The 17,720-nt window shown below is 58.2% G+C and carries 15 protein-coding genes and 1 pseudogene; 7 read left to right on the top strand and 9 right to left on the bottom strand.

Features of this window, described 5'->3' with window-relative positions:
* Nucleotides 1–215 (bottom strand): annotated as a pseudogene (locus tag AC0L2D_RS30780) (phosphomannomutase/phosphoglucomutase); the annotation flags it as partial.
* 394 nt (nt 216–609) lie between these two features.
* Between AC0L2D_RS30780 and AC0L2D_RS30775 the strand changes: the two are divergent.
* A complete protein-coding gene (locus AC0L2D_RS30775; RefSeq protein WP_127218776.1) occupies nt 610–903 on the top strand; it encodes a DUF6894 family protein in 294 nt (97 codons plus the stop codon).
* A 358-nt stretch (nt 904–1,261) separates the two neighbouring features.
* On the opposite strand, the gene AC0L2D_RS30770 is transcribed toward AC0L2D_RS30775, so the two are convergent.
* Nucleotides 1,262–2,695, bottom strand: coding sequence for a hypothetical protein (locus AC0L2D_RS30770; RefSeq protein ID WP_024505398.1), 1,434 nt, complete (start codon nt 2,693–2,695; stop codon nt 1,262–1,264).
* A gap of 292 nt (nt 2,696–2,987) precedes the next feature.
* Between AC0L2D_RS30770 and AC0L2D_RS30765 the strand changes: the two genes are divergently transcribed.
* Nucleotides 2,988–3,284: a hypothetical protein gene (locus tag AC0L2D_RS30765; protein WP_024505399.1), complete on the top strand. Its 297-nt coding sequence runs from the start codon at nt 2,988–2,990 to the stop codon at nt 3,282–3,284.
* A gap of 247 nt (nt 3,285–3,531) precedes the next feature.
* Complete coding sequence (locus tag AC0L2D_RS30760; protein ID WP_024505400.1) at nt 3,532–4,281, top strand: response regulator transcription factor; 750 nt, start codon at nt 3,532–3,534, stop codon at nt 4,279–4,281.
* 332 nt (nt 4,282–4,613) lie between these two features.
* On the opposite strand, the gene AC0L2D_RS30755 is transcribed toward AC0L2D_RS30760, so the two are convergent.
* From AC0L2D_RS30755 to AC0L2D_RS30745, 3 genes are read right to left on the bottom strand one after another with little or no spacing between them, the layout of a single operon-like run.
* On the bottom strand, nt 4,614–5,267 hold the full coding sequence (locus AC0L2D_RS30755) for a PIG-L deacetylase family protein (protein ID WP_024505401.1): 654 nt from the start codon (nt 5,265–5,267) through the stop codon (nt 4,614–4,616).
* Nucleotides 5,264–6,079 (bottom strand): sugar phosphate nucleotidyltransferase, encoded by an 816-nt coding sequence (locus AC0L2D_RS30750; RefSeq protein WP_027163611.1) that lies wholly within the window; start codon nt 6,077–6,079, stop codon nt 5,264–5,266. The genes AC0L2D_RS30755 and AC0L2D_RS30750 overlap by 4 nt, the downstream gene beginning before the upstream one ends.
* A complete protein-coding gene (locus tag AC0L2D_RS30745) occupies nt 6,076–7,371 on the bottom strand; it encodes a class I SAM-dependent methyltransferase (protein ID WP_027163612.1) in 1,296 nt (431 codons plus the stop codon). The genes AC0L2D_RS30750 and AC0L2D_RS30745 overlap by 4 nt, the downstream gene beginning before the upstream one ends.
* A gap of 323 nt (nt 7,372–7,694) precedes the next feature.
* On the opposite strand from AC0L2D_RS30745, the gene rfbC reads away from it, so the two are divergent.
* The gene (rfbC, locus tag AC0L2D_RS30740; protein ID WP_024505404.1) at nt 7,695–8,246 is read left to right on the top strand and encodes a dTDP-4-dehydrorhamnose 3,5-epimerase; all 552 of its coding nucleotides are present in this window, start codon (nt 7,695–7,697) and stop codon (nt 8,244–8,246) included.
* On the opposite strand, the gene AC0L2D_RS30735 is transcribed toward rfbC, so the two are convergent.
* From AC0L2D_RS30735 to AC0L2D_RS30725, 3 genes are all read right to left on the bottom strand, one after another.
* Nucleotides 8,241–9,560 (bottom strand): DUF4910 domain-containing protein, encoded by a 1,320-nt coding sequence (locus AC0L2D_RS30735; protein ID WP_024505405.1) that lies wholly within the window; start codon nt 9,558–9,560, stop codon nt 8,241–8,243. The genes rfbC and AC0L2D_RS30735 overlap by 6 nt on opposite strands.
* Before the next feature lie 5 nt (nt 9,561–9,565).
* Nucleotides 9,566–10,627, bottom strand: a complete 1,062-nt coding sequence (locus tag AC0L2D_RS30730) for an NAD-dependent epimerase/dehydratase family protein (RefSeq protein ID WP_024505406.1) — start codon at nt 10,625–10,627, stop codon at nt 9,566–9,568.
* Nucleotides 10,628–10,871: 244 nt separating this feature from the next.
* Nucleotides 10,872–12,305, bottom strand: a complete 1,434-nt coding sequence (locus tag AC0L2D_RS30725; RefSeq protein WP_024505407.1) for a DUF4214 domain-containing protein — start codon at nt 12,303–12,305, stop codon at nt 10,872–10,874.
* 365 nt (nt 12,306–12,670) lie between these two features.
* Between AC0L2D_RS30725 and AC0L2D_RS30720 the strand changes: the two genes are divergently transcribed.
* From AC0L2D_RS30720 to AC0L2D_RS30710, 3 genes are all read left to right on the top strand, one after another.
* Nucleotides 12,671–13,774 (top strand): hypothetical protein, encoded by a 1,104-nt coding sequence (locus AC0L2D_RS30720; RefSeq protein WP_024505408.1) that lies wholly within the window; start codon nt 12,671–12,673, stop codon nt 13,772–13,774.
* The gene (locus AC0L2D_RS30715; protein WP_473543914.1) at nt 13,771–15,264 is read left to right on the top strand and encodes a lipopolysaccharide biosynthesis protein; all 1,494 of its coding nucleotides are present in this window, start codon (nt 13,771–13,773) and stop codon (nt 15,262–15,264) included. The genes AC0L2D_RS30720 and AC0L2D_RS30715 overlap by 4 nt, the downstream gene beginning before the upstream one ends.
* A gap of 404 nt (nt 15,265–15,668) precedes the next feature.
* Nucleotides 15,669–16,571, top strand: coding sequence for a glycosyltransferase (locus tag AC0L2D_RS30710; RefSeq protein WP_164752851.1), 903 nt, complete (start codon nt 15,669–15,671; stop codon nt 16,569–16,571).
* Nucleotides 16,572–16,619: 48 nt separating this feature from the next.
* Here AC0L2D_RS30710 and AC0L2D_RS30705 read toward each other — a convergent pair whose 3' ends face one another.
* On the bottom strand, nt 16,620–17,630 hold the full coding sequence (locus tag AC0L2D_RS30705; protein WP_024505411.1) for a glycosyltransferase family 2 protein: 1,011 nt from the start codon (nt 17,628–17,630) through the stop codon (nt 16,620–16,622).
* Nucleotides 17,631–17,720: the final 90 nt, after the last annotated feature.

Raw genomic sequence — 17,720 nt, 5'->3', positions numbered from 1 at the left:
TGCCCGGTGACGATATCGGGACCGGCACCGACACGGCGGATCAGCGTGCCAAGCCCCATTCCGAGCGCCTGGACGCCGATCAGGTTAAGTTCGGGCGCGACCTGGCCAAACCACCAGCGCGCATCATATTCCCTAAACCCGGACGCCTTTATCAGCGCCGAGGTTTCAAACTCGAACGTGTTGGGCCGGGCTTCGTCAACGAAATTCAGCGACAAGACAGGACACTCCGAACGACACAAATGCGGTTGTCGAGGCGGTAGCTTACCGGAACCGTTCTTCCGGCCTATCTATCAGTTTGGTTGATCCCTTTCACGACATGGAAAGCCGGCGAGCATCGTTGTCGGGCTATTTCCGCGGTGCCCTGCAAGCCCTGATGCCCGCAAAGATCCGAATACCGCTGAATGTCGTGATGCCGCGATCTGATCGACGACCGTGCCGCGTTCCAACGTAGGCTGGATTGCGACCTCCAGGACCACCCATAAGGAGCGTTTCCTGACGTTAATAAACCTTGTAATATTTTGTGATCGCCGCCATTCGAGTTCTCCACAGCCGCGTCCCATTGACCATCTGCGGTTGCTAGAATCCCCCAGGGGAATGCCTTAAGCAGCCGTGAGCAAGAAGCAAGTCTTCTGCTCTGACGAACGCACAGCTTTAAGCACGGGCGCAAAAATGCCGCTGTTTTTTTTTGATATCCGGGACGGCAAATCCCATTCTCCCGATACAGAGGGCACCCACTACGTTGGTGCGCTCGAGGCCCGGGTAGATGCGGTTAAAATGCTGGTCGCCATGGCACAGGACGAAGTTCAGGGCGGGTTACAAAGCAACCTTTCGGTGACTGTTTCTGACGAAAGTCGTCGGCCCGTTATGGAAGCAAATATCGATTGCAGCATAAAAGTCTTTTGACAAATTCCCGATAGCCCTGGACCTAGTTGGCTCCGTCGGGATGCAGCAAGCTTTGTGCAGCTGTCCTGGCCGCACTTGACTTACGGCAGCGGCTTCTGATCACTTTTATACCCCGAGACCACGTAAGCGGAGAAGGCCGCACGATGCTGCTGCACCTCCTCGATACAGCCACGCAAGCTTCGAATGCACATTGCCGGCAGCCCTTCTACTCGTTCGCAAGCGACCGCCGCGGTACTGTCGCACGCTCGATCGCGACGACCGTCCCTTATTCGACTTCGCTGCCGATATTGCACAGGACGGGGGCCTGGCACATCGCCAGGAACCTTTGCCACCGCGAAGCCAATTCGGCGGAACTGGATTACAGGACGTTGACGGTGGCGTGGCCCGGCGCCGGAACGCTTCGTTCCAAGGCGGCTACGCCGCGCCGAGCACGGGCTCTCGTGGCGCAAACAACTGCAAGTGCGATGAAGAAGAGGATGCCTGGATCAGCGCTGCCACCCGACACCGACATTGCAATTATGCTTGCAAGGGCAGCATTCCTGACGCTCGTCACGATTGCATCTGTCTCTGCATCCACCCGTTCCCGAACCGCGCCCAGGCCTCTGGTCACGACATAGAGCAGGGCCACTATCATCAGCGATCCAAACAGACCCAACTGCGACAGGACAGCGATCGGCCAACTCGATGCCCTTGAACTGCCGAAACCAACGCCCAGTCCGCTCGTATCGAGAAACGACTGCAGGCTCTTTACATTCCAATAAGTGCGCTCATGGCCTGACCCGGAATCCGCTTTGTTAATGATGGTGCTGTTGATCAGTCTGACGAACGGGTCCAACGCCTCGGCTTTGTAAAGACTAATGCCCAGTACGGCGGTCCCGCCCACCACCATGAGAGCTATTATCAGTATCTCTTCGCGCGCAACTTTTCCCCTGATGACCGACTGTAGCATGGACAACGCAACGGGGATGCATAGCAGTGTCAGCCCGACGTAAGCCGTCGATGAAGTCGACAGAATGGACAAGAAGAGCAGGATTCCGGCCAGCCATTTCGCAAGCGGTGATTTGGTCTTTCTCCAGTAGCTGTAGCAGAATGCCAGGCAGGCGAGAGAAACGCTGGCGAACGAAGAGGCCTCCGAAAAAGGCCCGGTGATCCGCACAAAGCCTGCCTCGACCGCGTTCGATATAATCGCGTAGTTGGCGGTTCTGATCGGGGCCAGAAAGTCTCCCGCCCCCGCGGTCTTGCCAATGAAATCGATCAGCCCCATTCCCGCGTGCAGGCCGCACCACAAAAAGAAGCCGCGCCTGATTTGATCGATCCGGTTGGAGTGCAGCAGCAGGGCGCAAAGTGCTATCGCGGCGAGGCCACCAAGAATAAAGTAGCCCGTCTGCGAAATGTTGGCTGAAACGGGCGCCAATGAATCTTCTACGACTGTTCCACGGTTCTTGGACTGCACGAATACGGTCGTCTGTCCCGCAAAGAACCTCGGAAACAGCCATGATCCGATGATTGCGTAAAGCATAAGGCTTGTAAGGACCCAGATCGACCCGATGCTTCCGAACACGAATCCAAGATCAAACCAGATACGCCGTCTCGCGGCGACGGCCGTGACGAGCAGGCCCGCGAATAAGGTGTAGATCAAGGGGGATGAGCCACCCAGAAAGCTCAGGGTCATCACGGCCGTCGCACCGAAAGCCTGGGAAGCGATCAAGCCTATGATCAGCATTCCCCTTGAATAGTACGCAACAAGCAAAATAGCCGCGCATACTAGCAGTCCCGGCAAAGACACCTGCATGCCGATCGAGTTCCCGGTGAGCGGATACAGCAAGCTGTCCGATGGCCAATCTTTCGGCAGGTGAGTATCCCCCGCAAGAGAGTCAAAGGGGGTAGCCTTCACCCGCGAAGGGAGGTAGCGGACGCGCTCGTCTCCATCGCCCTTGCCCTTGATGGTGAAGGCAGTGGCCGGCGCAAAATGCGATCCTGGGCTGAATGGCCGCATCTATGTCGGCACTAAGAAATGCGCGTGATGGACCGAAGGCTGGCAACGGGCGGGTTGTCTAGAATCCACCATAAGGAGGAGAGGCGATATGACACCCGCGATGTATATCGCATGTTCGGACCCAAGCAGGGTCAGGCAATTCAAGGAAATCTACGAGTGCGCCACTGTGAAAGCCAAGTACCCTGACAGCCATATTGCCAGCAAAGCCGTCGAAAGACTGATCGACGCGCTGGAAGCCGAGATCCAGAATGCCGGATCCGTTCTGGATATGTGTTTGCTGACGGAGGATGGTCCTCAGGTGGCCACCTCAGCCCGAGCCTTCGCAACGCGTATCTGTGTCGGCACAAGCGCGGCGCGGCCGCCCTGGCTTCGCGTTTCCCGGTAGGCGTCGGGATTTCGTGGCTCAAAAATTTACCGAAAATTAACTTATGTTAGCGCCCGCTTGTGAATAGCCCATAAGCTACTCACGCTGTTCTGGCTGGGAATGAGGAACAGCGGGTGCACCAGGTTGGACAATTCCAGCCAGGCTCTCAGAACGGGTGGGCATTACTATACTTTCTGAAGAAACTGACGAGTGAGGGGCTAATTGCCGCCTTAGGGCGGATTTTGTTGGGAAAAGGGTGGGTAAGAGTATGAGTTCCACAGTAGAACTGCATAAATACACTTCGGTAGAGCCGGCAGGAATTCCGTCCGGCGGAAAAGCAACGGTCCATGAACAAGTAGGCAGAGAATGCCTCCTCATCTTGGACGGAAGGGCGCTAGATCGCGAATGTCTGGCATCGGCCTTGGAAGACCACGAACTCGGCATGGCCGTCGAGGCCAAGGGTTCGATAGACGAATGGCGCGTGAAAGAGGGGATGATCCTTGCAGCCATTCTTTTCAACCTGGGCGGCCGGAAAGTCACCGACCATGGCATAGCGGATCAGATCAGGCGCATTTCGTCCGAGTTCAGGTCGGTGCCTGTGGTGATCTTGGCCGACACAGAAGACCTTGCACAGATACTGGCGGCTCTCGAATGTGGCGCACGTGGCTACATTCCGACCTCTGTCGGGATCGACGTCTGTGTCGAGGCGATCAATCTTGCGGTGGCAGGAGGCATTTTCGTTCCTGCAAGTAGTGTCCTGTCCATGCGGCACCTGATAGATTCAGGCAGCCTTGAAACACCTTTGACAGGCATGTTCACGCTCAGACAGGCTGAGGTCGCCCAGGCGCTCCGACGCGGCAAGGCGAACAAGATCATCGCCTATGAGCTGAACCTGAGAGAAAGCACCGTGAAGGTGCACATCCGCAACATCATGAAAAAGCTTAAGGCGACCAACCGGACGGAAGTCGCTTACAAGGTCAACGATCTCTTCGCTGAAGGATCTCTGGCTGTGGAGTGACGAAGCAAATGAGACGCTAACTTTGGTTAAATCGTGCGGACCGTTTTGCTCTCGCGTAGCGTCTGATCTGGGGGATGATTGCTGCACAATTGAGGGACCTCCGTCCCGCTGGACACCCGTGGTGGGCGCCCCGCATATAGCCAGCTCCCATATGTCCTGTTCCTAAAGACTAACCATTGCGAGGCGTCCAAAGCACGCCTGCCTCACTGTCCAGCAACCAGCCGGAAGTGACACTTCGTCAATGGCGAGGACCAGGTTGCTGCTCTCTCGTGGAACTGGTCGTGCCGTCCTGGGGGACCAATCCTTGCGACAGCGACCCCGGAGGGCTATCGCTACAATATTTTGACCTTCCTAAGCGTGAAGGCCTCCGCAAAGTGCTCGGGTGCCCGGCATTCCATTCCACGCAACCGCGCAAGCCCGGCGAATGTCTCCCGATCGAACCAGTCCTTTGAGCGCTGTGTCCCGAAGTGCTCGTGAAGGAGTTGGATCTTGCGTTCCAGCACGTGGGCTGCAATCGGCACATACGCATTGGGTTGGCAAAGATCGCCGTCCCATTTCGGAATCTCGTATTCGAGCACAAGGTGATCGCGGAAAACGTTCCAGGTCAGTTGGTTGACCTCCCTATGGTCCTGATGGGCGTCGAACCTGGCATGGGTTAATATCACGTCGGGATGAACCCTTGATCTTACGTCCATCAGCCAATGCTTTATCGATCGGCTGTGAACTGGGAAATAGCCGTCTTCAAAATCCGCAACGTCGATCGTGGACGAATGGGATCCTTCGAGGAAGGCTTCGGCCGAAGCCCTGGCTTCGGCCGACCGCTGGCCGCCGGCGCTTAAGACGCACCAGTAGACGTGAAGTTTGACCTCCGACGCGATCAGACTGAGGATTGTGCCTCCCGCGCCGATCTCAATGTCGTCGGAATGGGCCCCGACGCACAGAATCGAGAGTTCCTCGCCGCCACGCGCGAGACCAAGCCCCTTCATGATGCGGCCAACCCCATACTACGCCTATTCTTCTCGGCGGTGGCTATCATACTCCAGGGCATGTCGCCCTTTTCGACCATGTCTTCGAGGGATTGCCAATCGCGCAGCGTGTCCATTGAACGCCAGAAACCCTCGTGCTTGTACGCCATCAGCATGTTGTCATCGATCAGACGCTTGAACGGCTCGACAACGAGTTCCTCGCCGTCGCGCATGTAGTTGAAAATTTCCGGACGGAATATAAAGTAGCCGCCATTGATCCAGATCTCCGATGTCTCGGCCGCACGAAACTCGCGCACGCGGCCATCTTCCGCGATGTCGGCCAAATGGTAAGTCAGCGGCGCGTGCACTGCCAGAAAGCACCCGATCTTGCCGCTGGCCTCGAATTTTCCGATCATGTCGTCCAAGTCGACATCGGTCAGGCCGTCGGAATAGTTGGCCAGGAACATCTTCTCGTTCCTGACGTGATCCTGCGCAGCCCACAGGCGCTCTCCAATGCTGCGCCAAATACCGGTATCGAGCAGAGTGATGCTCCAGTCCTTGATTGTGTCGCCGAGGAGCTTGACGTCCTGGCCTCCTCGCGTAACCACGCAATCGGAAAACGTTTGCGGCCGGGTGTTCAAGAAAAAGTCTTTGATCACGTTGGCCTTGTAGCCCAGACACAACACGAACTCGTCATGCCCATAGTCACTATACCATTGCATGACATGGCGCAGGATCGGCTGGTGGCCGAGCGGTATCATCGGCTTTGGGATGCTTTCGGAATAGTCGCGAATGCGGGTCCCGCGACCGCCACAGAAAAGAATGACTTTCATTTCTCGTACTCCGACGGATCGATTACGGTCACGAAAGGAATCGGCACTACGAATTTCGCGTTCCAAGCGGCGACATGGCGCATCTGCTGAATGATCTCGTCCTTCAGATTCCACGGAAGGATGAGGATGTAGTCTGGCTTAGCCTCGTCGATTGCGTCGACGGGCTTGATCGGGATGTGCATTCCAGGTGTATAACGCCCGTGCTTGTACGGGTTGCGGTCCACTGTGAAATCCAGGAAGTCGGTGCCGATGGCGCAGTAGTTCAGCAGCGTGTTTCCCTTGCCAGGCGCGCCGTAACCGCAAATCGTCTTGCCCTCTTCCTTGGCCGAAATCAGGAATGCCAAGAGATCACGCTTCGCGCGCTGCGCCTTGTAGCCGAAAGAGGCGTAGGTCGACATCTCTCCAAGCCCATGCCTGGTTTCGCGCTCGAGCAATTGGGCGATGCTGTCCTTCCTCGGCCAGGCACTGCCTTCGTGGCAGAGATAGACCCGCAGCGACCCACCGTGGGTGGGAAGTTCCTCGACATCGATCAGCCGCAGCCCGTGACGGGCCGCCATCAGGTCGACCGTCAACAGTGAGAAATACGAAAAATGCTCGTGGTAGATGGTGTCGAACTGGTTCTCCGCCATCAGCCGCTCGATGTGTGGGAATTCGAGAGTGACCATGCCCTCCGGTTTGAGCAGGATCGCCACCCCGGCGACGAAGTCATTGAGGTCTGGCACCTGCGCCAGGACGTTGTTGCCAATGATGAGGTCCGCGCGAAGTCCTTCGCCCACCATTTGATTTGCCAGCCGGACGCCGAAGAAGTCGACCCAGGTGGCCACCCCCTTCTCGATCGCGGCGCGCGCGACATTGGCTGCCGGCTCGACGCCCAACACAGGAACGCCGAGTGGCAGAAAATGCTGCAGCAAGTAACCGTCATTACTTGCGAGTTCCACCGCAAGGCTGTCAGGGCCAAGCCCAAGGCGTCCTGTGATCGTCTCGCAATAAAGTTTCGAATGAGCCACCCAGCTGGTCGAGAACGAAGAGAAGTAGGCGTATTCGCTGAAGATGGTCTCTGGGCTCATATACTCCTTGAGCTGCACCAGATAGCACGTGTCGCAGACAAGCACGTTGAGCGGGTAGTAAGGTTCCATCTGGTCGAGCTGGTCGGGCTGCAGGAACCTCTCGCACGGCGGCGACATGCCAAGATCGACCAGGGTGTGGCGCAGGCGCGACCCGCAGAGCCTGCAGCCGACATTCCGGCTTGCCGCACTATGATCGCGGACGATTTCGACTGCCTGAATGTTCATTCCCCCTGCTCCTGTCTGCTGGTTTGAAAACGGAGACGCGGCGCGCTACGCAGAACCGATGCCTGCCGCGCCTCCGCAGGCAGATGGCCACAGGTTAGGATACAGCCCCCCCTGGTTCGATTTGCCAATCCGTCGGGTGCCTTAATCCTAATAGCGAGCGGGCGGCGGCAATGCCGGCGCGAGGCCCGCCGAACGGGTAAAGCCGTCATCCGGATATACCCCTATCGAAGAGGCCACCTAAGGCTTAGGTAGCCCTTCCAGCGTCGGCTGGCGACGCTGACAATTGCCGCGCCGGTCTTGCTCGGCACGGGGGATCCAAGTGCATGCTGTTTACCGAAACGGAGCTTCAAGGTGTCTGGCTGATCGAGCCTACACTGATGGTTGACGACCGTGGTTTTTTCACCCGTCTTTTCTGCGAAAAGGAGATGGCGGATTGCGGTCTGGCGACCCGATTTGTCCAGCACAGCCGGTCCTGTTCGGTCCAAAAGGGAACTCTCAGGGGGCTACACTACCAAGAGGAGCCTTACGCCGAGGTCAAGCTGGTCTCCTGTGTCCGCGGCGCTATTTTTGATGTCGTCGTGGACCTGCGCCCGAATTCACCGACACGCTACAAGTGGCTTGGCTTCGAGCTGACATCCGAGAACATGAAGCAGGTCTATATCCCCGCCGGATTCGCGCACGGCCTGCAGACCCTTACGGACGGCACCGAGGTCTCTTATCTCATATCGCAGTTCTATGCGCCCCACGCGTCGACGGGCGTCCTCTACAATGACCCGGCCTTTTCGATCCGTTGGCCATTGATGCCGACAGCAATGTCGGAAAGGGACAAGTCCTGGCCCCTTGTCAGACGGCGAACCGGCGCGTCGGCCTCATGAGGCTGCTGCCAAAAGACCATGTTCCGATAACAGTCTGGCGGCGGCGGCGAGTTCCTTGAACGGCAGGTTCGAACGCTCCGCCATGCTCAGAAGCGAATGCTGCCCGTCGGCAAGGTTTAGCACCCAAAGCAGCGACATCGACGTTGCGCCCGACGACTTCTGCCCTCCCAGGGCTGCATAGAGGCCGCGCTTGCCGAGTTGCGGTTCGCCTTTAGGCAAGAGGTTCAACGGCGTCCAGTCCTCTTCGATGATGTCGATTACGTCCGTCAGGATGCGGAAGGAATCCTCGAGATGCTCCGGCCTGATGAAGTCAAGATTGTCGGCCGACGTGTGGTATTCGGGGAATGTGCCGTGGACGCTCCGCTGGAACATGCCGACCGGAAGATCGAAGCCCGGCGAGCAATATTGCCTCTCGTCATAACCGTAAGGGGAGAAATCCAGCATCTTTGCCCCAGCTAGACGCCCGAGCACGTGTGCCATGGCGCGATCGACGAGCGCGTCACCGCGGCGGCTGCGCTTGTATGCCGGGCTTCCTGCGTCACCAACGCATGACAGCACCAGACCATGGTCGATGAGACATGTCCGGTCCTCGTTGCGCGACAGCCACGCGAGCGCGCCGATGGTGCCCGGGGCGAACAGGAAGCGATAGCTGTATCGTGTTTCCCTTGCCTTCAGGCTTCTTGCGAGCGCTGCCAGCAGGGCCAGGCCCGAACAGTTGTCGTTGGCGAGTGAGGGATGGCAAATGTGCGCCGAAAGCAGGAATTCCCGTTCTGTTTGCCCGCGGTGCAGGTATTCTCCGTAGGCGAGGCTGCCGTCTTTGAATTCGGCATCGATCTCCACCCGATAGAGACCGTCGGGCATGTTGGCCACACGGTCATGGGCTGCGCAGAAGCCCCATGTCGGGGTGTAATAGGAAGTGCGGTAGGGAATCACCTTCGGTTGTTCCGGCAGCGTATGGATATGCGGCCTCAATTCTTCGAGCGGCAGTATCCCCTTGAAGGGTAAGCTGTAGTTGACGATGTGCAGGTTGGAGTCAGCGAAATCCACGACCGTTTGTCCGTCCGGGCCTGTGATGCTTGCCGAGCGGATGTTCCATTCCTTGGGAATGGTCCAATCGAAAACCTGCGTCCCGGTCGGCACTTCATGCCGTTCCAAATCGATGTGCCCCGACAAGACGTCCAGCGTTTGTCGCACACCATCTCCGGTGATGCTCCTGCAGATCGGAAACAGACGTTCGGCCAAGGCATAGATTTCATGGCCGAGGCTGACGGACGCTGGCGGCGAGCCGAGTCCGCCGGGATTCACCTGTTCCACACCGCTTATCCCGCCGCTACCTCCAGTCTTTTCGAGGCTTCGGCCACCCGCATCCGACCGTCCAGAAGTCCGTTGGCCAAAAGATACCGGATGTGGCCGATACGCTGGAAGCGCGGCCCCTCGAATTCGTCGAGAGTGACATTCGACTTTCGGTAGGCATGATAGAGCTGCTCGGCCCCTTTGCGCGCATCCCATTGCGGCTTGAAGGCAGGAAGGGCAAGCGCGATCTTGTCGAAGTTAACGCGATAGGAGCGCTTGTCGGGTCCGGCATCGGACGCGAACTCAAGCCGGCAGCCCGGCACGACCTCGGCGACAATCTCGGCGATGTCGCGGATCCTGTAGTTGTGGTCCGTCTGCCCCACATTGAAGGCCTCGTTGTGAATGGTCTCGCGGGGCGCTTCCAGCCCGGCAATGAACGCCCTGGAAATGTCCTCGATATGGACGATCGGCCGCCACGGCGTTCCATCGGATTTCAGCAGGATGACGCCCTTGGTGACCGCCCAGGCCACGAGATTGTTCAGCACGATGTCGAAGCGGAGCCGGGGAGAGAGGCCATAGGCCGTGGCGGGACGGAAATAGGTGGGAGAGAAGCTGCTGTCGGCCAGTTCAGAAATGTCCCGTTCCGAAAGCACCTTGGACCAGCCGTAGGGCGTGACCGGCTTCAGTTCGCCCGTTTCGTCCACCATCCCGTCGCCGGCCTGTCCGTAATTGCTGCATGATGAGGCGAACAGGAAGCGCGACACGCCGGCGTCCTTGGCCGCCTTCGCGAAGCGGACGCTGCCCTTGTGGTTGATTTCGTAAGTGATGTCCGGATCAAGGTCGGACAGCGGATCATTGGAAAGAGCCGCCAGGTGGATGACGGCATCGACCCCTTCGAGGTCGCGCGCATCTACGTCCCTGACGTCTTTTTGGATTGAAGCAATTGAAGCCCGCTGGCCCCCTGCTGTAAAGGTGCAGCGCCGGTAGAGATCGCTGTCATAGCCCGTCACTGAGTGCCCTGCACGCAACAGCATCGGCACCATCACCGAGCCGATATAGCCTTGATGGCCGGTTACCATGACTTTCATCGCGCACCTCTCAAGCCGATAGTGATCGCCAGAAGGCTACTTGGGCTGAAAACAGTGAGGGAGAACGCCAATAGGCGATCAGGATGCCCTGTTGGACGAAGCCTTTGCCGCCAGTGCACCTTTCGGGTGGTCCGAGCCTAATCCTTTCGGAGGATTTTCTTCTGATCACCGTCGCTGATGCTTCCATCGGCCTCGTCATCAGCATTCCCGATCCGAGACTCAATTAGCGCTTGTTGGTTCGATTTCAGCCAGGCCCCGCGACCGCGGATGTTTCGCGCATCGCGGCGTGTCCGGTGTTGAACTCCGCCGACGTGGCGATTCCGAAGGCCACGGCCTCACGCGTCATTGAGCCTTGACGCAGTTGATAGGTATAGGTTTCAAGCCCGTTGCCGTCCGCGGACCGGTTCAGAAGCAACAGATATAGAAACCCGACATAGGCGCGGTCTGTCAGGCCGATCGTGGCATATCTGGTTTCGAATTCGTGCGAGCGCATCATTTCCATGATCATGTCGGGGAGTTTGGTCGCTCCGTCTTCAAGTGCCGCCGACCACTGATTGACGCTGGCCGTGTCGCCCTTGCGGCCAAGAATGAGGCAGTAGACGAAACTTGCCTGCCGCGCCGGTAGGGACTGGTCCGCAGCCGCGGCCTCGGGGTCGCAGTCCCGATGGGGCTTGGGTATCGGCAGGGGGCCGCGGGTGAAGTCCCGTACCGTTTTGTAGGCAGGCTTAGGCTCGCCGGTCCGCCATTTGCCATCTGAGAGAGCCACGAGCCTCACCAATCCCATATTGGCTTCGAAGCCGGGGGCCCAGTAGGCCTCATCGAGCAGTTCGTAGATGTGCGCGGCCTCCACCTTATATTTGTCCTTGAGTTCGCTAAGCCGCGTCATCGTCTGCTTGATGCCGTCAGCCTGCTGGCGCTCGCTGCGCTGACTTCCATAAGGATTGTTGAATTCGGTGACCCAGATCGGCTTGCCGTATCTCGAGATTTCACGGAACGCCCATTCCGGGTCATCGCCGTACATGTGCCACACAGAAATATCCCAGGCGATCCCGTCCTGCTTCATCCGCACGAACGCTCCGGTGTGGCCCCAACCGGCGGTGCCCATCGCCTTCCTTATGCTCGGATCGACCTCTGTCATGCCGTCGGACAGGCCCTTCAAGACAGCGCTCACCTTTACCCATCGCGGGCCGTAGTAATCGAGCGGTCCTGTTCCGCCCGCAGGTCCCCATGCACATGGATATTGCGAACCATCGTCGCGTTTCTCACAGGGCTTGATGATGGCATAGTTTTCCATCTCGTTGCCGAGTTCCCAAACACGGATGTCGTTCTTGAACCTGGTAGCAAGGGTGACCGCCAGTTTCCGGGTGCTCGCGTAGAGCTCTTCCGGACTATCCTTGTCCAGATCGGCGACCGCAGGCGTGATGACGGGCAGGATCTCGATCCCTCTCGCCTTCCCGGCGTCGACGAGGTTGGAGAGCATATCCGCGTTGTCCACGCCTGAAACGTTGACGCGGTACGATTTCAGGCCGAGATCCTTGATGAAGTCGAGTTGCCTTTCCACCGGAATGCCCGGATAGGAGACTATTGGATGGCCATTGATGCCCCAGAGGAAATCGGCTGATGCAGGCGCGGCTGTTGCCAGCAGGCAGGCTGCAACGATTGCGAGACGAAACGACACGGCAACAAGCCTCCCTGCCCGATTTCGAGATCCGGGATAGTGGGGACTGCACACACTTCGCGCAATTTGCCCATACGGTTGAGCGCGGGCTCTCGTTACCCCTTTAGACGGTGGTCATGGCACAGCCTATTTGGACTGGCCTCCACCCGACCGCACCTAACCCTTACCAGCCCGCCCAAATGCCTCGGAGACCGTTCGGGTCCGAGAGAAGGATCGTAGTGATGTGACAGCCATGGCTCCACTCCGTCAAAAGTGGAAGGTAGCTACCGCTAATTCGGGGACGGCTGTCGGATTCCAGGGATGCTATGGTACGGCACTAGGCAAATGACATTGGTTGCGGAGCGCGCTGTGGACGGGAGTGCTGCATGTCACTGAGGGTCGGCGACTGGGTAGAGATTCGGTCCAAGGAAGAAATCCTTCTTACGCTCGACAGAAATGGTCGACTTGAGGAGCTTCCTTTCATGCCACAGATGTTTCAATATTGTGGTCACCGCTTTCGTGTTTACAAGCGCGCGCACAAGACATGTGACACGATCAATTTTGCTGGCGGACGCAAGTTATCCGGAGGCATCCATCTTGAAAACCTGAGGTGCGACGGCAACGCGTTTGGAGGTTGTCAGGCAGCGTGCCTGGTCTTCTGGAAAGAGGCATGGCTCAGGCCTGTGGCGTCCTCGGACGAGGCAATCGCGCCGCGAACCAACGCGGCGAATGGAAAAGGTTGCACGGAAAGCGACGTGCTGGCTGGTACGCGCGCCAAGAGCCAGCCACTTTCAGGTGGTCCGAGATACTCATGCCAAGCCACAGAACTTCTGGATGCGACCACCCCACTTTCTTGGTGGGATGCCCGGCAGTATGTGGAAGACTATGCATCGGGAAATGCCAGCAAAAAGCGTCTCCTGGTCGGATTCATCTATGCAGCAGTATTCAGTATCTATCACTACATGGGCCGTCTGCATCTCGGGAGGCTCTCCGTGATTGTCAGCTGGCTGTATGACAAGGTGCAGCACATTTACGGTGGCGTTTCATTCCCACGATATCGGGGATCGATACCTGCCGGCCAGCCGGTTCCAACCATCAAGCTTGATCTCCAACCGGGGGAGCTGATCAGGGTTAAGTCCTATGAAGAAATCCTCAAGACCCTAGACACGGATAATAAGAACCGTGGCCTGTATTTCGACGCCGAGATGGTCCCCTATTGCGACCATACTTTCAGGGTCCGGTCGCGAGTAACAGCGTTTGTCAATGAAAAGACCGGACTTCTCAACCGGCTCAGGGGACCGGCGGTCATCCTGGAAAAAGTCTGGTGCAATTCGAGATATAGCGATTGCCGGATGCAGTGCCCAAGAGCCGTCTATCCCTGGTGGCGAGAAATTTGGCTGGAACGGGTGCCTGGCGAGGCAATCGCTCACATGGGGCATGCTACGGCAGCTCAAACGGAAACAAGCGCGTATGCAGCCAGTGATACATGACCCACAAGGCCCTCAGTGCCAAAGGCGAACCCCGCAACCTTAAAAGGGAAGCCATTCAAAGTGGCGTCGCCAGGATGGTGAGCCAGGGGGTGAACCTGATTCTCAGGGTGGGCTATATTGCCATCCTGGCACGCCTGCTCAGCCCTGACGATTTCGGCCTGGTCGCGATGGTGGTGGCACTCACAGGCATTTTCGACGTCTTCACCACCGCCGGGCTTTCCTCCGCTACCATCCAAAAGCATGAGATTTCGTTTGACCAGGTTTCGGCACTGTTCTGGATCAACATACTGGTAGGGGTCTTTCTCGCGCTGCTCTGCGCCGCGAGTGCCTACACGATATCAGCCTTCTACCATGAGCCGCGTCTACTCAGGATCGCCATCGCGGTCGCTCCAGCTTTCCTGCTTAACGCGGCCGGCGTGCAACATGCCGCTCTGATCGAGCGCGACTTGCGTTATGTCACACTCAGCGCGATCGAAACGGGTGCCCTGTGCGTGGGCATCCTGTCCGGTGTGCTGCTCGCGTTGCGTGGCTACGGCTACTGGGCACTGATCGCCCCGACACTTATCTCGCCGGCAATCAACAGCCTGGGCTGCTGGATCGCCACCGGGTGGATTCCTGGATGGCCTCGACGCGGCGCCAATATTCGCTCGCTCTTGCATTTCGGTGGAATCGTCACGCTGAACAACCTCGTTGTCTATATTGGCTACAATGTGGAGAAAATCCTTCTCGGGCGGCTCTGGGGCGCTGCGTCGCTCGGATTGTATACCCGGGCCTTCCAGCTGATTGGCATCCCTACGGCGACCATCAACAGCGCCGTCGGTGCGGTACTGTTCTCGGCGTTGTCACGAATGCAGCATGATCCCGCGCGGTTGCGGAACTTCTACCTCAAGGGATATTCGATCGTCATCGCGGTGACGGTTCCCATCACAATGTTCTCGTTCCTGTTCGCACATGAGATCATCACCGTGGTGCTGGGCTCGCAATGGACGGGGGCGGCGACCATCTTCCGGCTGCTCACGCCTACCATCTTGGTGTTCGGGATCATCAACCCTACATATTGGCTGCTCATCTCGACCGGCAAGCAGAAGCGCAGCCTGTATCTGGCTTTCGCCATCGCCCCTCTCGTCATCACTTCCTACTGCGCAGGAATCTCCTTCGGCCCCGAGGGCGTTGCACTGAGCTACTCGACGGCGCTGGTGCTCTGGCTCTATCCACACCTGGTGTGGAGCCTGCACGGAACGCCGGTTTCAGTCGGGGATCTGTTGCGGACGATCATGAGGCCATGGATGGCCGGCATCGTGGCCTCGGTGGGTGCGCTGGCAGTGCAGCGCTATCTCGGCCCGGAGGTTCCTTCGCTTCTGCGGCTCGCGGCTGGCGGGCTGGTTCTGATCAGTATCTATGCATTCGTCTTGCTGTTCGTCTTGGGGCAGCTCAAGCTGTTTCAGGATGTGCTGCTGGGCTTTCGAGGCGAGGCGCGGGCCGGCGCTTGACGCAGCCCGCGACTTCGACCGGCGAAGGCCCGAGAGAGAAGCTATTTGGAGGGCAAATGGCCAGTATAGCAATCGTCCATAGCTATCCGTACGACGCGTTCTTCGGCGGAGACGGCGCCTATATCCAGGCGTTCGGGCGATATCTCCTGAAGTCCGGCCACGAGGTACACGGGTATGTATCCAACATAGCGCGCGGCCGAAGGAGTCCAGTCTGTAGGAGTGTATATGAAATAGAGCAGTTTTCTTCGTGGCAGGTTCGTCGAAGTATCAGATTGGGCCAGAGAACATTTCTATCCACAGAGTTGCTTCGGTCCGGGCATCTGGCCGGATCGTTCCTTGGACGGAAGACCGCACCTGTTTCCCCAATGACGGACCAGAACTTTTCCAAGGGAGAGACTCAGTGGGTGCTTGACCGTATCGAAGCTGGACGGCCGGACGCCGTCATACTGTTCCACGATGCCGTGCATTTCGCTCCTTGCCTCTCCTGCAACGGTCACAGGGTTTTCTCACTTGTTGGCCATCTTCAGCACCGCAACGGGGCAGCGCGCTGGGAGGCCGGCGCAACCCCCGGCCCGGACAAGAATTGGACTGAGGAAAAGAGATTGTCAAACTCGCTGAAGGCGGCAGAGTGTGTCGGTTTCAACAGCAAGGATGACGCCTCCTACGCCCGCAACCATCTCGGGGTGACACGCGTGATCTCTCTTGGCATGGGCTTCGACAATCACGAAAAGCAACCCGACAGCAATGAGCCCATCGTTCTCTTCGTCGGGAATGCCACAGAGCCAAATCGTGCCGCACTGTCGTGGTTCCTGAAGGAGGTCTGGCCAACTGTTCGAACCTCATGCCCCACGGCAAGGGTTCGCATCGTCGGAACCGCCGCCTTCACATGTGAGGTTACGCCGGCGGCCGGCCTGGAGTGTGTGGGAGCGCTCCCGGACCTCGCTCCCGAATATAGGCGCGCCCAGCTTGTCGTGGCCCCGCTCGTTTCCGGCAGCGCCGGCGTCAAGATAAAGGTGGCCGAGGCCATGTCTTACGGCCGCCCCCTCGTGACGACCTCGATAGGTGTGGACGCAGGTGACCCCCACCAACTTGATGAGGGAGCGATCGTGGCCAATGGTGGTGCAGACTTTGCACAGGCGGTCATCGCGCTGTTGAGCAATGCGGAACTTCGGCGTCAGAAATCCGAGGGTACCGCGCATGTATTCGCCAGCCTCTTTTCCTGCGATGTGTGCTATGGCCCGTTCCTGTCTTGGCTCCGCAAGGCAGGCCAGGTGGCTGATAGCAGCTTGTCATCACAAATGGTGTAGGGAGGCGGGCGCCTCTCTAAAGTGGCACTCGACAGGATTTGATCAGCACTATGCTGTATCCGCATGCTCCACTTGGCGGGTGGACGAGCCCGACCGACCGGAAACCACTGCCAAGGCCCGTCTGACGGCGCCCTTCGTTCGATAAAGATGGCCCAGCGGCGGAAACAGCCTCAATATCGGAGACAGCGAAAAGCTATATCTAAGCAATTCGACGCCACAAGCGGTCCTTCCTCGGACAATATGAGAGACTGCCGACCAATAAGCGGCATCGGCAACCCGGCGCATTGCCATGCGACGAAGCCCCGATGCCGCCGGCATGGCAGCGCCTTCGCACGAGAAGAAGCTGGCGAATACCGCCTCTCGTTCTTTCAATTGCGTTAATTTGTCCGAAAAGTGGACCACCGTTATTTGTGCTGCATGCACGCGTCGGATACCGAGCGCGCCCTCGAATTCCACGATTGAACCCAACCGCGCGAGGCGAAGCACCATCTCCAAATCGGGCGCGTGCGCGAGTGACGCACGGTAGTGACCCACCGCCTTTTGCGCAGTCATCCTGACCAGCACCGCTCCCAAGGCCAGGGACACTCCCAGATGGCCCAGATGACGACAACAGTCTTCAATGAACCGGGCACCCGCCGTTACGCGCCATCCATCTGGTTGACTTGGTTCGGCAAAATCCTTCCCCTCGATCATGCTGAGATCAGACCCTATGGCGAAAGCAGCCCCAGGATTGCTTTCGAGGACATCAACGGCGCGTTGGAGCGAGCCGTCTGTCAGGAGATCGTCGGCGCACAAAAGGATGAAGTAGTCTCCTCGCGCAAGCTCGACGCCTTCGTTGAAGGACGCAATTGGCCCTACATTCCTGGCGTGGCACACGACTTCAACCCGGCTGTCTTGGGCGGCAAGTCGGCGTGCCACTTCCACGCTGTCGTCTGTTGACGCGTTATCGATAACAACAATCCGGAGATCGTCGATGCCTTGCGAAAGCACACTGCGTATACATTGCGCGAGGAACCGATCAGCGTTGTAGCAGGGTATGACTACATTGATGCTGGGCATCAGCACAGGCTCCCCTTACCTGATTGGTCGCCTCGGTTATCGGAGCGACCTGATGTGGGCCAGCACAGGCACCACGCCACGATCGAGGAC

Source organism: Mesorhizobium sp. WSM4833 (assembly GCF_055811095.1).
This window is presented reverse-complemented; position numbering and strand designations above follow the sequence as displayed.